The following is a 13,483-nucleotide window of genomic DNA, read 5'->3' on the forward strand; positions in this document are numbered from 1 at the left end:
GACGGAGACTCTCCTCAATCTCTATTGCGAAACGTCAGCTGACCTTCGAGTTGAGCGTGATGGGTCAGGCAGATGCGGGTTTAGCCCGATGCGATAGTCGAGTACGTCCAGACGTCGGCCGGGAGTTCGTTCTGGAGCTTCCAGATGATTCCCATGGGGTTGCTTCCCTGGTGAGATTCATATTCGGCGGGGCCGAGCAGAATCCACGGCTGGGGGCCGCCGATGTCGTTCTTCTTGTAGCGGCGAACGAATAGGAGCACGTGGGAGCCCTGCTGTGCGTGCTGCTGGTAGCGGAGGCCGGTGGGTGAGGTGCTGGAGGTCTGGTTTTGAGACTCCCAATGGAAAAGCTCGGGACTCATTGCGTAGTCCTTGTAGCGAGTCTCTGGTGAGAAGTCCTTGTCATCCTTTTCGAGCGTGATGAGAAGTGCGTCGGTCTTAACTTTCTCGCACCACTTCACGCCCTCGCGGAAGTGCCCTGGAAGGAAGCCGTTGATGTCCGCCTGGCCGAGGGCAGGGAGAATCTCCTCTCGGCTGTAGGCGGCGTGGACGGTGAGCGGGATGTTCGCTTGCTCCACAGGCAGAGCGATGGGGTAGTGCTCGGTGTGATCGAGGTTGTAAGCCAGGATCTGCCTGAGCTCGTTTCGCAACTCTGGTTGGTTGTTTAGCTCTTTGAAGCCTGCTGCGTAGGAGGAATGCCCTCCGCCGAGCGGCCAGAAAGAGAAGAAGAGCATACGGGCGTACGCTTGTCCGCGGGCGTCAAGAGAGTCATATTCCGGTGCGTCTTCCCGCAGCATGAGCGTGTAGGCGGCGACGCGCTCCGGGTCGTCGACGTGCAAGAAGGCGGACATGCGCTTCAGCAGCTCCTCTTCTCCGTCCGGTGCCGGCGAAGAGAGCAGGTTGGCTCGGCGCAGCAGACGCGTCCAGGAGTTGTTGGAGCGGTAGAGCTCCTTGAGCTCCCGCTGGCTTTCCGTGAGGTAGCCCGCTAGCTGGGGTGTGGCGTAGGCGGCTACTTCGCGAGTCAGCTGGGTGACATTGACGTTAATCTGCGTCTTGATGTTCTCAAGGATGCGGTCCTTGGACTTCCGGTCGAGGATGATCTGACAGCCGGATGGCAGTAGTGGAAAATCCTTCTCAACGTTGTCTACGAGCCGCTTTCGGCTCAGGTTAGTGAGCGCCCGGAACTGTTCCTCGAATCGGAATTCCTTGCGGTGCTGGCCAATGAAATCGAGGACCGTGAGTACGGCCTTGTCTGGGGTGCGTCGGAGTCCGCGTCCGAGCTGTTGCAAGAAGACCGTTGCACTAGATGTCGGCCGCAGGAGCAGCAGTGTGTCAACGTCAGGAATGTCCAAGCCCTCATTGAAGAGGTCGACGGAGAACAGAGCTTGGATCTTCCCGTCACGCAGTTCGCCGAGTCCTTGGGCACGTTCTGAGGGGGATGAAGTTCCATCGAGCGCTTTGGCGTTGAGGCCGGCTTGACGGAAGGCGTCGGCCATAAAGCGGGCGTGGGCCACGGACACGCAGAACCCTAGGGCTCGCATGGTGCCCGGGTCTGCGATCTTTTCCTGTACGGCCTTGATGATCAGCCGGGCTCGTGCGTGGTTACCAGTGAACAACTTGTCGAGCTCGACTGCATCGTAAGAGCCACGTTTCCAGGTGAGAGACTCTAGGTCCGTGCTGTCAGCAACTCCGAAGTAGTGGAATGGGCTGAGGAGGTCGTTTTCCAGCGCTTCCCACAGTCGCATCTCTGCTGCGATGTGACCATCGAAGAATTCGTCTTGGACGTTTCGGCCATCCATGCGCTCCGGGGTGGCAGTCAGGCCGAGGAGTTCAGTGGGGGCGAAGTGAGCGATGATCCGCTGGTAGGTGGGTGATACGCCGTGGTGGAACTCATCGATGACGACCACATCGAAGTGATCGGGAGCGAGGCGCTCTAGCGATCGAGCGTTGAGGGATTGGACGCTCGCGAAGACGTGCGTCCAATCGGCTGGGATCTCCTTGCCGACCAGGAGCTCACCGAAGTTCGCGTCGACCAGGACCTCCTGGTACGTACGCAGCGACTGCTTCAGGATCTCTTGCCGATGCGCGACGAACAGAAGCTTGAGCTCCCCATCGGGGTGCTGCTTCTTGAGCTCCTTGTAGTCCAGCGCGGCCATGACCGTCTTGCCCGTGCCGGTAGCTGCGACAAGGAGGTTGCGGTGCCGGTCATGGATCTCACGCTCAATGCGGAGCCGGTCGAGCATGTCCTTCTGGTGTGGATACGCCCGTACCTCAAGGCCAGACAGGCTGATGTTGGGGGTACCACCTTGCTGCCGTCCGCTGGCCCGGGCCAGCGCCTCGTCCAGCCTCGTTGCGTCTACATCCGGGTCATATGCCTCGAAGGCGGCCTCGCTCCAGTAGGAGTCGAAGGTGGCTTCGAATTTCTTCATCACCGCTTGGGTGGCAACGGACGACAGTCGAACGTTCCACTCAAGACCATCGAGGAGAGCCGCTCGGGAGAGGTTGGAACTGCCCACGTAGGCCGTGTCATACCCGCTGTTCCGACGGAAGAGCCACGCCTTCGCGTGAAGCCGGGTAGACCGCAGCTCATAGTTGATTTTGACCTCGGCGTTGAACTCATTGACGAGGCGGTCCAGCGCTGAACGTTCCGTGGCTCCGATGTACGTAGTCGTGATCACACGGATAGACACCCCACGGCTCCGAGCTGCCTTCAGCGAATCTTCAAGGATGCGCAATCCGTGCCATTTCACGAAGGCACACAGCAGGTCGACGCGGTCAGCCGTGGCCAACTCGGCCCTTAATTCGAAGCCGAGGTTGGGGTCTTCAGGCGAGTTGGTGATGAGAGCTGTCTCGGAGAGGGGCGTCGCCGGCCGAATGGCGTAGACCCCGGGGGCCTCTTGCTCGGCAATGGAGACCAACTGCCGTGGACCGTCGGCGACGAGGTCCACCCACTGGTGTGCGCCGTCGAGTGTGCTCAGGGACTCCAGGATGTGGTTGGCAGCGAGGACCTGTTCAGCTGGTTGCAGGGTAGCGAAGAGCCGCTGGACGGTGTCGGAGATGTGGCGGGCTAGTACATGAGGCGTCGAGTGGTCGCCGACCTTCTGCTGGATAGCCTTCCAGCCGCTGTCATCAAGCTCCTTGAGCCGATCTTCGAGACGAGAGGTGATCAGACGCTCGTACAGCCCCGGTACCGGCGGCGTGTGGTCTGTGAGGGCATCGGCCATAGCAGCATCTCCTCGCGTGGCATGGTGATGCTGATGTTGTATCAAGGAGGACCGACACAGTGACTGAGCTACCGCTAAGCCTTGCTGTTGACGAACTCCGTTCCGTCCTGCCAGATGACCACGACATCTGCCGAGTGGCAGAGCTGTATCAGGTCCTCGCGGGGGCGCGTCGGGAGTAGCACAGCCAGAGTGGGCTCGGAGGCTATGAACCGCCGATAGTCGTAGAGTTGGCCGATGGCCATGCGGACTGCTTCACGCGTCACAGTGCCCTTGGCCTCGATCAAGAGGTTCTCGGTGACGTTGAAAGCGTCGGTGTAGAGCGGTTTGAGCTCGCCCTTCGGGCGGATCATGTTGCGCGTGACCGTGTGTCCCTGAGACACCGCGTAGTCGCGGTACGCAGTCACTAGAGGACCTTCGCGGCGCTCCGCTTCGTACTGCTTTCCGTTAGGGCTGACGACCATGCCCTCGGTGTGCTGCTTCTCGATTTCGACGTCCGTGACGACCTGTTTGGTGACTGGGGTGAACGGCAGGGGCGTTCCCTGGGAGGACAAGGAGGCCGTCGCTGGTGTCAGCCGGAACATGAGGACGCTGCGGATCTCTCCTTCGGCGTCGGGGGCATCGGTGGAGTACCAAGCTGGGTCCGCGGCAAGGGCGAACTCGCCTATGTATGCCACCTTCTTTGGGGCTGCCGCCTCGAAGAGACGCAGGGCCCGCCCGGCCTCCACATGTTCAAGGATGGCGCGGTTGCCGTTGGCCATGACCTGGTCACCTATTTGACCCTGACCGGTGTAGTGGTAGAGACCGTCCTCGCCCCAGCCGTCGAAGTAGCCCACTTTGTGGCCTCGGCTTGGATCAGTGAACAGCATGATGTTGGGCGAAGACCGTGAAGGGGCGATTCCGCCCTGCCGGATACCGCCGTACTTGTTGTGTATGTCAGCCCGCTTGAGCTGCTGTCCAACGCTGATGTCCCACATGGGTCCCCCAAGATCCGAAAATCATGGCCGACCTCAAGATTAGTCATATGAGCGCACAAATGCGTGACGTGGGCACTGCGGGGCGCGTGGTACGGCAAGGGCTGCTGGGCCGTGCGTGAGCTGGTGCACTGCCCGGTGGATCTAGAGCGAGATCAGCGCTGATGCCCCGGCGGAGGGTATGCCGGCGGTGCGTACTGGGCGGGGAACTGCCCAGGTGCGTACGGGCCCGGCCAGTGAGGCTGGGGTATCGCGTGGGTCAAGGCCGGTTGGGCTATGGGCTTGCGTTGCCATAGGTGGTGGAGGAGTTCTTGTTCTCGGGCTGTGAAGTCCGGGCCCGTGGCGCCGCGGTAGGCGCGTTGGCGGAGGAAGGCCAGGGACGTGGCGAAGGAGATGTACTCCGTCACGGCTCGGGCCGCCTGCGGGCCGCCGGTGCGGCGGGCCAGGTGGCGGGCTATGCCGCGGGCGCGCATCGAGGAGAGGGCGATCGGCTCGGGCGGGGTGAGCCAGCCGGCGGCCTGGTAGGCGGGGAGGTGGGTGCGTATGGTCCGCAGCTCGTTCTGGCGGGACCACACCGTCAGCCAGGTCAGCACGCCGAAGACGGGGACCATGAAGAGGGCGTAGACCACGAGGAAGCCGAAGCCAGGCAGGGCCGACGCGCCGTTCCAGACGCCGTGCAGGGCCATCGCCGTCAGCAGGGCGGCCAGCGGCACCAGGACGCGCAGGACGCGGCGCCGCGGAGCGAACGTCGCCGCCAGGCCGAAGCCGATGCCCGTCATCGACGTGAACAGCGGATGCGCGAACGGCGACATCAGCACGCGGATGAAGAACGTCGCCATCGTGGTCGACTGCATGCCCGAGTAGCCGAAGTTCTGGTCCGAGGCGAAGGCGTTGCCCAGGTACAGGATGTTCTCGGTGAACGCGAAGCCCGTCGCCGTGATGCCCGCTATCACCACGCCGTCCACGATCCCGTTGAAGTCCCGCCGTCTGAAGAGGAACAGCAGCAGCACAGCCGCCGCCTTCGCCGACTCCTCCACCACCGGCGCGACGAACGTCGCCCCCCACGTATTCGCGTCGGCGTGCTGCGACACATCTATGGTGCTCAGCAGCCACTTCGTGGCGAAACCATTGGCCAGCAGCGCCACAAGCGTCGCCGCACACGCCCCCCAGGTGAACGCGAAGACCAGGTCCCGCCACGGTTTCGGCTCCACCCGGTCCATCCAGCGGAAGGCCGCCACCAGCAGCGGCACCGGCAGTACGGCCAGGCCGAGGCCGACCAGGAAGCCCTCCGTGCCCGTCTGCTCCCGTACGAGCGCCAGGATCACCAGACCCGAGAGCGCCAGCAGCAGGATCAGTGCCGTCGCCCGCAGCGCCTTGTTCTCCCACAGCGCCCGGCGCGGCTTGTAGCGCCAGCCGGACGGCGCCGGCACCGCCGCGAACCGCGGGCTCTGCTCATACTCCGGGATCGGGAGCGGGAGTGGAGCGGGATGCGGGGTGGGATACGGGGTGGGGTACGGGGTTGGTCCCCAGGGCTCGGCCGCCGCGGAGCGGTCGGTCGGCTGGTGGGGAAGCGGGGACTCAGGCACTCGAAGACCCTAACCAGGGGAGAGTGGGAGATAGTCGGATTATGGCCGACAAGACAACCGGGCGGTCAGCGGTCGGAGCGGCCCGAGGAGTCAGCGGCGGCGGAACAGGAGGTCATGCACCACATGACCCTTGTCCAGGCCCTGGCCCTCGAACCTCGTCAGCGGCCGGTACTCGGGGCGCGGCGCGTAACCGCCCTCCGCCGCCACGTTCTCGAAGTGCGGATCGGCGTCGAGCACCTCCAGCATCTGCTCCGCGTACGGTTCCCAGTCCGTCGCGCAGTGCAGCACCGCGCCCGGGGCCAGCCGCGTCGCCGCCAGCGCCAGGAACTCCGGCTGGATCAGCCGCCGCTTGTGGTGCCGCTTCTTCGGCCACGGGTCCGGGAAGTACACCCGCATGCCCGCGAGCGCGTCCGGCACGAGCATCTCGCGCAGCAGGATGATCGCGTCGCCGTTGGCCACCCGCACATTGGACAGGCCGCCCCGCTCCGCCAGGCTCAGCAGATTGCCCTGGCCCGGCGTGTGCACATCGCAGGCCAGGATGCCGGTGCCGGGGTCGGCCGCCGCCATCTGCGCCGTCGCCTCGCCCATGCCGAACCCGATCTCCAGGACCACCGGCAGTTCCGGGTCGCCGAAGAGCTCCCCGAGGTCCAGTTCGCGCAGCCCGTCGATGTCCAGCCCCCACTTCGGCCACAGGCGGCGCAGCGCGTCGCCCTGCCCCGCCGTCACACGGCTGCGGCGCGGCTGGAACGAGCGGATGCGGCGCTCATGGTGCGAGCCCGCCGGATCCGGCGCCGGGCCGTCGGGGAACATCGGCTCGCGGCGGTCGCGGACGCGCCCCTCGTCGGCCTCACGGGCGGCGGGGGCGGCGCTGGGGTTGGCAGCGGCACTGGGGCTCGCGGCGGCACTGTGGTTCGCAGTGGGGTTCTCGGACACAATCACTCGATTCTACGGAACCTGGGCCGGACCCGTCGCAGCCCGCCCGCCCCCTCTCCTCAGCCCATCGCCGCCAGCGCCCGCCGCGCCACCTCTCTCCCGATCGGCAGCGACGCCGTCGCCGCCGGCGACGGCGCGTTCAGCACATGCACCACCCGCGGCGACTCGGCGAAGAGGAAATCGTCCACGAGCGTCCCGTCCCGCAGCACCGCCTGCGCCCGCACCCCGGCCGCCGCCGGTATCAGATCGTCCTCGGCCACCTCCGGCAGCAGCCGGCGCACCGCCTCCGTGAAGGCCCGCTTGGACAGTGAGCGCCGCAGCTCGCCCGCTCCATAGCGCCAGTGGCGGCGCGCTATCCGCCACGCCCCCGGATACCCCAGCGTCCCGGCGACCTCCCCCGGCCGTACGGTCCGCCAGTCGTACCCCTCGCGGGCCAGCGCCGGGACGGCATTGGGCCCCACATGGACGCCCCCGCCGACGCCACGGGTCAGATGCACGCCGAGGAAGGGGAAGGCCGGGTCGGGCACCGGGTACACCAGGCCGCGCACCAGGTCCGTACGGGCCGGGGCCAGGTCGAAGTACTCCCCGCGGAACGGCACGATCCGCATGCCCGGATCGTCGCCCGCCAGCCGGGCCACGCGGTCGCAGCGCAGCCCCGCGCAGTTGACCAGGGCACGCGCCCGTACGACCTCGCCCGCCGCCGTACGGACCGCGACCGCCGGCCCGCGCCGGCCGATCACCGTCACCTCCGCCCCGTACCGCACCGACGCCCCCGCGTCCGCCGCCAGCTCCGCCAGCCGCCGCGCCACCGCGCCGAAGTCGCACACACCGGTCGTCGCGACATGGATCGCCGCGAGGCCGCGGATGTGCGGCTCGAACTCCGCTATCTGTGCGGGGCCCAGCTCCCGCACCGGAATGCCGTTCTCCCGGCCGCGCTGGACCAGGGCGTGCAGCCGCGGCAGCTCCGCCCGCTCCGTCGCGACGATCAGCTTGCCCGTGACCTCGTGCGCGATGCCGTGCTCGACGCAGAACTTGACCATCTCCGCCGCGCCCTGCATCGCGAACCGCGCCTTCAGCGACCCCGGCCGGTAGTAGACGCCGCTGTGGATCACGCCGCTGTTCCGGCCGGTCTGATGGCGGGCCGGGCCCGCCTCCTTCTCCAGCACCGTGACGCGGGTGCCGGGCGCGGCGCGGGTGATCGCATACGCCGTCGACAGGCCGACGATCCCGCCCCCGATCACCAGCACATCGCACTCGTACGCCGCCACCACGCCACCTCCCGCCCCGATTCCCCCGAGGCGCCGCACCGGCCCCTCTCTCCAAGCGTTCCCCATCATGGCGCGTGCCACTGACAACGCCGCTGACAACGTTGAGAACGGCTGACGACACAGACGACACAGACGACACAGACGACGCTGACAACGCTGCGAACGCAGACGACGCCGACAACGGGGCGAAATCCCAGGGGCGGCCCGGACCGCCGCAGCCCCCGCCGACAGCCTCGGCCGGCCCCTCACCCCCTCACACCGGCGCGGACTCCCCTCACGCCGGCGTGACCAGCAGCGGCCGCGCCCGCTCCCGCAGCTCGACGACGCGCGGCTCGTCCCCGTACGGCTCCAGGCGGTGCAGCAGGTCGCGCACGTACTCCGTCGTACGGGCCGACGAGATCCGCCCCGCCACCTCCACCGCCCGCGTCCCGGCCGCGCACGCCGCGTCCAGGTTGCCCGACTCCAGCTCGGCGACGGCCGAGACCACCAGCCGCAGCCCGTGCGAGCGGACGAATTCCTCCGTCGGCCGGGACAGCGCCTGCTCGGTGAAGCGCTGCACCTGGCGCGGCATCTTCAGGTCGCGGTAGCACTCCGCGGCGTCGGCGGCGAACCGCTCATGGGAGTAGAAGTCGAGCCACGACGGGTCGCCGTCGCCCTGTCGCGCCCGCTCCAGCCACCCCTCGGCGGCCTTCAGCGCCGTGCCGCAGGCGGGCCCGTCGTTCGCCTTCGCGTGGGCGCGCGCCTCGACCAGCCGGAAGAAGCTCATGGTGCGCGCCGTGGCGAGGCCGCGGTTGCGCTCCAGGGCGGCCTGGGCGAGGTCCACGCCCTCGTCCGCGAACCCCCGGTACGTCGCCTGGAGGCTCATCGACGCCAGGACGTACCCCCCGAGCGGCACGTCCGCCGCCGCCCGCGCGAGCCGCAGCGCCTGGATGTAGTAGCGCTGCGCGGCCTCCTGCTGGCCGGTGTCGAAGGCCATCCAGCCGGCGAGCCGGGTCAGCTCGGAGGTGGCGCCGAAGAGGGAACGTCCCACGTCGTCGCTGTACGAGCCGAGGAGCAGCGGTGCGGCGTCCACCCGGAGGCACTCGGGCACCATGGAGGAACGCCAGTCGCCGCCGCCGTACTTGGAGTCCCAGCGGCGCGCGTCGTCCGCCGCCTCGCGGAGTTTGGTGACATCGGAGTGGCCCACGCGCTGCGGTAAGCCCTCCGGGCCGCCGCCCGCGTCCGCTTCCTTGGCGGCCTGGTGCGCCTCGCGCGCCACCGAGCCGTCGGCCGGGGTTATCAGCCAGCGGGACGCCGGGGTGGCGTACGCGCTGACGGAGAAGGAACCGGCCAGGCTCTGCCAGATCCCGCCGCCTCCGCGCCGCCCGGCCAGGTCCAGCCGGTAGAGGTCGGTGGCGGCCCGTACGGCCTGGCCGACGTCGCGCGGGAAGGCGAGGCCGACCTCGGGCGCGGGGTCCGCGTCGGCCAGCCCGATCTCGTGCAGCGGCACCGGGCGGCCGAGTTTGCTCCCGATGGCGGCGGCGATCAGATGGGGCGCGGCTCCCTGGGGCACCATCCCCTTGGACACCCAGCGCGCGACCGACGTCTTGTCGTACCGAAGCGTCAATCCGCGCTGTGCGCCCAGGTCGTTGACCCTGCGCGCGAGACCGGCGTTACTGATCCCCGCGAGGGCTAGGACGGTCCCGAGCTTCTCATTCGGCCCGCGTAGCTCCCTGGACATGCGCACCCCTCGCCAGCACCGACGGCCGCCCCGGCATAGGCGCGAGGCATTCGTAAACCCAGCGTAGTTCCCTGGATCCCGACCGTTAAGGGGTGCGGGCCCGGATGGCGGGATTCTGGTCCGCATGCACGTGCATCGAGGGGCATGTGCTCCGCCTGTGTGTGGCCGTGCGCCTACCGTGCGCTCTGCACGGCCCATCGCGGGAGCGCTTCCATGGGTGATGCGTGGGTCGGCCCGCTGTACTGGATCGAGTGGGCTGGGGGACACCGCCGCCTCATTCCCCGCGGGCGGCGGAACGGTCCGGGGGGCGGAGTCCGCCTCCCGGACTGTGACATCGCGGTCCGGGCATCGGGGACGCGCGCGCCCAAGTAGGGCGCGGCCGAGTTTGGCTGAATATGGCGCATGCCGTTGTGGCCGGCATACGCATACGGGCCGAACTCCCGTCCGGGCCGGGGAGGGGGCGGCCCGGCGGGCAACGGCCTGGTGCGCATCGGTCCAATGGGTCGGACCGGGTGCGCGGCGGACCGGCGGCCGGCAGCCCGGTGCGCGACGGCCGGGCCGCCCCCTCCCTTAGCGCGCCCGCAACTTCCGCGCTTATGCGCCTTTTTCGGCCTACGGGCCTTGCCGTGCGCCCCCGTGGCACCCGGTGCCCCTCATCGCCGTTCGCCGCGCACGCGCCGAGCATCCGCCGCGCACCCGCCGCGGATCCATACGCCCCGCGCGTCACCATCCGGCGCACGCCTCCTACGCACCTCCGGTGCGCCGCTCGCGCGCCCCACTCATGGCAGCATGGACCCAGCACGGTCCATGACAGTGCGGCATTTCGCCCCAGTTGAGCACCGATTAAACCTCGAATGGGCCTCGATTGGGCACCAGTTGAGGCCGAGTTGGGTGATAAGGCGTGATCAACACGCTGACCGGGCGATGCCGAAACTGTCAGCCTCTTGTGCATGATGACTGCTACCTGTTGATTGTCCACACCCTGTGGAGGCGGCGATGCGGTGGTTGGTGGGGTGGAGCAGTGCCGCCTCCGGGACCGGTCCCCGTGCCACCCGGCGAGGCGCCGGGGCCGACGGCTCCACGGTGCATCCGGTCGGCGCGCAGCTCCTGTGGGGCGACCCCGACCCCCTGTGGGTCGTCGGCGACTGGCGGCCCGACGAGGTCCGCGTCGTGCAGGCCGACCCCTTCACCCGCCTCGCCGTCCTCGGCTGCTGCGGCGCGAGCGACGAGGAGCTGCGCGTCGGACTGCTGGCGGCGCGCGGGGGCGCACTGCGGCACCTGACCGCCTGGAGCGGCAGCTACACGGCGGTCGCACAGGTCGGCCGCCGGGTCACGGTCGCGGGCGATCTGGCGGGCGCGCGCCCCGTCTTCCACACCGAATGGGCCCGCGGCACCGCCTATGCCACCGCCGCCCTTCCCCTCGCCGACCTGGTCGAAGCCCAGCTGAACGTCGGCCACCTCGCGGCCCTGCTCGCCTGCCCCGACTCCCCGGAGGCGCTCGGCGACGGCACGCCCTACCTCGGCGTGCGGCGCGTGCCGCCCGGCCACGCGCTCGTACTGCGGGACGGCGCGCGCGACATCATCGGTTATGAGCCAACGGCCTCGCTCGCCGTCGCCGCGCCCCAACTCGCCGCCGACGACGCGGTGGCGGGCGTCCGGGACGCCCTCGTCGAGGCCGTACGGGCACGGCTGGACGCGCCGCGCCACGCGCCGGAGACCGAGTTCGCGGACCTCGACCCCGGCCCCGTACCGGGCATGGGACCGGCCTACCGGCGCGCCTCGCGCGGCGGACCCGCGCCCGGCATCGGCGCCGACCTGTCCGGAGGCAGCGCCTCCGCGACCCTCGCGCTGCTGGCCGCCGGGCTGCCCGGCGTCCCCGGCACGCTCTTCGGCCACGGCACCGGAGCGGGCGAGCGGCTGCTCGCCGTCACCTTCAACGACCTCGCCACGGGCAACGGCCGCTCCCGCCAGGCCGAACTGGAGCGCGCCCGCGCCATCGCCGACAACCCGCGGCTGCACCACGTCGTCGTCACCGCGGGCGAAGAGGCCCTCCCCTACGCCGACCTGGACTCCGGGCCCCTCACCGACGAACCCGGCCCCTCCCTCGTCACCGCCGAGCGCCACCGCCGGCGCCTCACCGCGGGCAGCGCCGACCACCTCGTGGGCCACGGCGCCCGCCAGGTCCTCGACGCCCACCCGGCGCGCCTCGCCGACCTGCTGATGGACCGCCGCCGCCGGCATCTGCTGCGCCCCGTCTCGGCCCTCGCGCGCGCCGACGGGCCCGCCGCGCACTCCTTCTTCGTCCCCTTCACCGTCTACCGCGCGGCGCGCAAGCTGGCCCGTACGTCCTACAAGGACGGTCTTGAGGCCGCCGCCGGGCGGCTGCTGGAGGCCGGCCATCCCGGCTCGGAGCTGGAACCCGCCGTCCCCGGCGCGGTAGGCGCCTCCCTGGCCGCCCTCACCTGGTTCCGGCCGGGCCCCGCCGCGCGATGGCTCACGGGCGAGGCGCTTGCTGAAGTATCGGTTCGCCTGGGGACCGCGGCGACCCGCCCCGGCGGCCTGCGGCGCCCCGGCGAGCGCCGCGCCTCCGCCGCGCTGGCCCGGCACGCCGCCGACCACCGGATCTTCGAGCAGGCCGCGGAGGTCCGCAGCCAGCGGCTCCACGCGCCGTTCCTGGACAACCAGGTCGTACGGGCCTGCCGCGCGCTCCCCGAGTCGCTCCGCGTGCAACCGGGGGCGCGCGCCTCCGTCCTGCGCGCCGTCCTGGCCGGCTCGGGCATCCGCGAACTGCCGCCCGGTTGGGGCGCCACCTCCCACGCCTCGCACGCGGCAGCGGTACGGGCGGGACTGCGGATGTCCGTGGGACGCCTGGTGGAGATATTCGAGACCCCGCTGCTGGCCGACGCCGGGCTGATCGAGGCCCGGGTGGTCCGCAAGGCGCTCCGCGCGGCAGCCGAGGGCGAGCTCCTGCCGCTCGACGGCCTGGCGGAACTGGTCTCCACGGAACTGTGGCTGCGCCGCCTCCTCTCCCGCCGCGGCAGCTGCTGGACGGGCTCGGAGGCGCCCCGGCAGCGGGCGGTCGCGGGCGGGGTCACGCCGCGGCCGAGCTTGTGAACGGCCGCTGATACGGGACGGGGCTCGCCGGACCGTATCGCTTACGGCCGTACGGAAGCCCGTAAGCCCGTACCCGTACCGCCTCCCTACCGACCGTCCCCTACCGGCAGCTGAGCCGCGACTGCGCCCAGTCCGCGAGCGCCACCGTGCTCATCGGGGACGTCGACTCCACGACCAGCCGGACCGTCTTGCGGCCCGTCAGCGGCACATGCACCGGCACCGCCGGGTCCCCGCCGTGCACCACGCCCGAGCGCCACAGCCGCGCCGCGTCCCCGAACACCGAGAACCGGACCTCGCCCAGGCCCATCGTCATGTCGTCCACCCCGGCCACCGCGTCGTACGACGTGCAGGGGCGGTTGAGGTCGATGGTCACCGACGACGGGGCGTGCACCGTCACCCCGTGCCCGTACTTCGTGTCGTTGACGCGCAGCCCCCAGCGCTGCCACAGCCAACTGCTCGCGCCCGCCCGGACCTCCGGCTTCGTGCCGTCGCCCAGCCCCCCGTACCGCAGGGTGTTGAGCTGGAAGACGGCCGGTGCGGGCGCCGGGGGAGTGGGCTTCGGTGTCGGCTTCGGGGGCGGCGCCGCGCACACCACCCGTAACGTGCTGGGCATCCAGGTGCCGATGGCGACCGCGGTCGCCGACGTCGCCGCCGCCCGGCGCGACTACAT

General features: G+C 69.6%; 8 protein-coding genes. 1 reads left to right on the forward strand and 7 read right to left on the reverse strand.

Annotated features, from left to right (window positions below; genetic code table 11):
- Positions 1 to 80: 80 nt before the first annotated feature.
- From ACFU99_RS14075 to ACFU99_RS14100, 6 genes are all read right to left on the reverse strand, one after another.
- Positions 81 to 3,221, reverse strand: coding sequence for a DUF3427 domain-containing protein (locus ACFU99_RS14075; protein WP_384390613.1), 3,141 nt, complete (start codon positions 3,219 to 3,221; stop codon positions 81 to 83).
- A gap of 74 nt (positions 3,222 to 3,295) precedes the next feature.
- Positions 3,296 to 4,195, reverse strand: a complete 900-nt coding sequence (locus tag ACFU99_RS14080; protein WP_384390615.1) for a restriction endonuclease — start codon at positions 4,193 to 4,195, stop codon at positions 3,296 to 3,298.
- Between the two features lie 152 nt (positions 4,196 to 4,347).
- The gene (locus ACFU99_RS14085) at positions 4,348 to 5,658 is read right to left on the reverse strand and encodes a PrsW family intramembrane metalloprotease (protein WP_384390629.1); all 1,311 of its coding nucleotides are present in this window, start codon (positions 5,656 to 5,658) and stop codon (positions 4,348 to 4,350) included.
- 210 nt (positions 5,659 to 5,868) lie between these two features.
- Complete coding sequence (gene trmB, locus ACFU99_RS14090; RefSeq protein ID WP_384390618.1) at positions 5,869 to 6,711, reverse strand: tRNA (guanosine(46)-N7)-methyltransferase TrmB; 843 nt, start codon at positions 6,709 to 6,711, stop codon at positions 5,869 to 5,871.
- Between the two features lie 59 nt (positions 6,712 to 6,770).
- The gene (gene lhgO, locus ACFU99_RS14095; RefSeq protein WP_384390620.1) at positions 6,771 to 7,979 is read right to left on the reverse strand and encodes an L-2-hydroxyglutarate oxidase; all 1,209 of its coding nucleotides are present in this window, start codon (positions 7,977 to 7,979) and stop codon (positions 6,771 to 6,773) included.
- A 274-nt stretch (positions 7,980 to 8,253) separates the two neighbouring features.
- Positions 8,254 to 9,699 carry an MFS transporter gene (locus ACFU99_RS14100; protein WP_363227692.1) on the reverse strand — a complete coding sequence of 482 codons (1,446 nt, stop codon included), beginning with the start codon at positions 9,697 to 9,699 and terminating at the stop codon, positions 8,254 to 8,256.
- Between the two features lie 996 nt (positions 9,700 to 10,695).
- Between ACFU99_RS14100 and ACFU99_RS14105 the strand changes: the two genes are divergently transcribed.
- Positions 10,696 to 12,813 carry an asparagine synthase-related protein gene (locus ACFU99_RS14105; RefSeq protein ID WP_384390623.1) on the forward strand — a complete coding sequence of 706 codons (2,118 nt, stop codon included), beginning with the start codon at positions 10,696 to 10,698 and terminating at the stop codon, positions 12,811 to 12,813.
- Positions 12,814 to 12,913: 100 nt separating this feature from the next.
- On the opposite strand, the gene ACFU99_RS14110 is transcribed toward ACFU99_RS14105, so the two are convergent.
- Positions 12,914 to 13,426: an NPCBM/NEW2 domain-containing protein gene (locus ACFU99_RS14110; RefSeq protein ID WP_384390626.1), complete on the reverse strand. Its 513-nt coding sequence runs from the start codon at positions 13,424 to 13,426 to the stop codon at positions 12,914 to 12,916.
- Positions 13,427 to 13,483 lie beyond the last annotated feature (57 nt).

This window comes from Streptomyces sp. NPDC057654 (genome assembly GCF_042800135.1).
Lineage (GTDB): Bacteria > Actinomycetota > Actinomycetes > Streptomycetales > Streptomycetaceae > Streptomyces.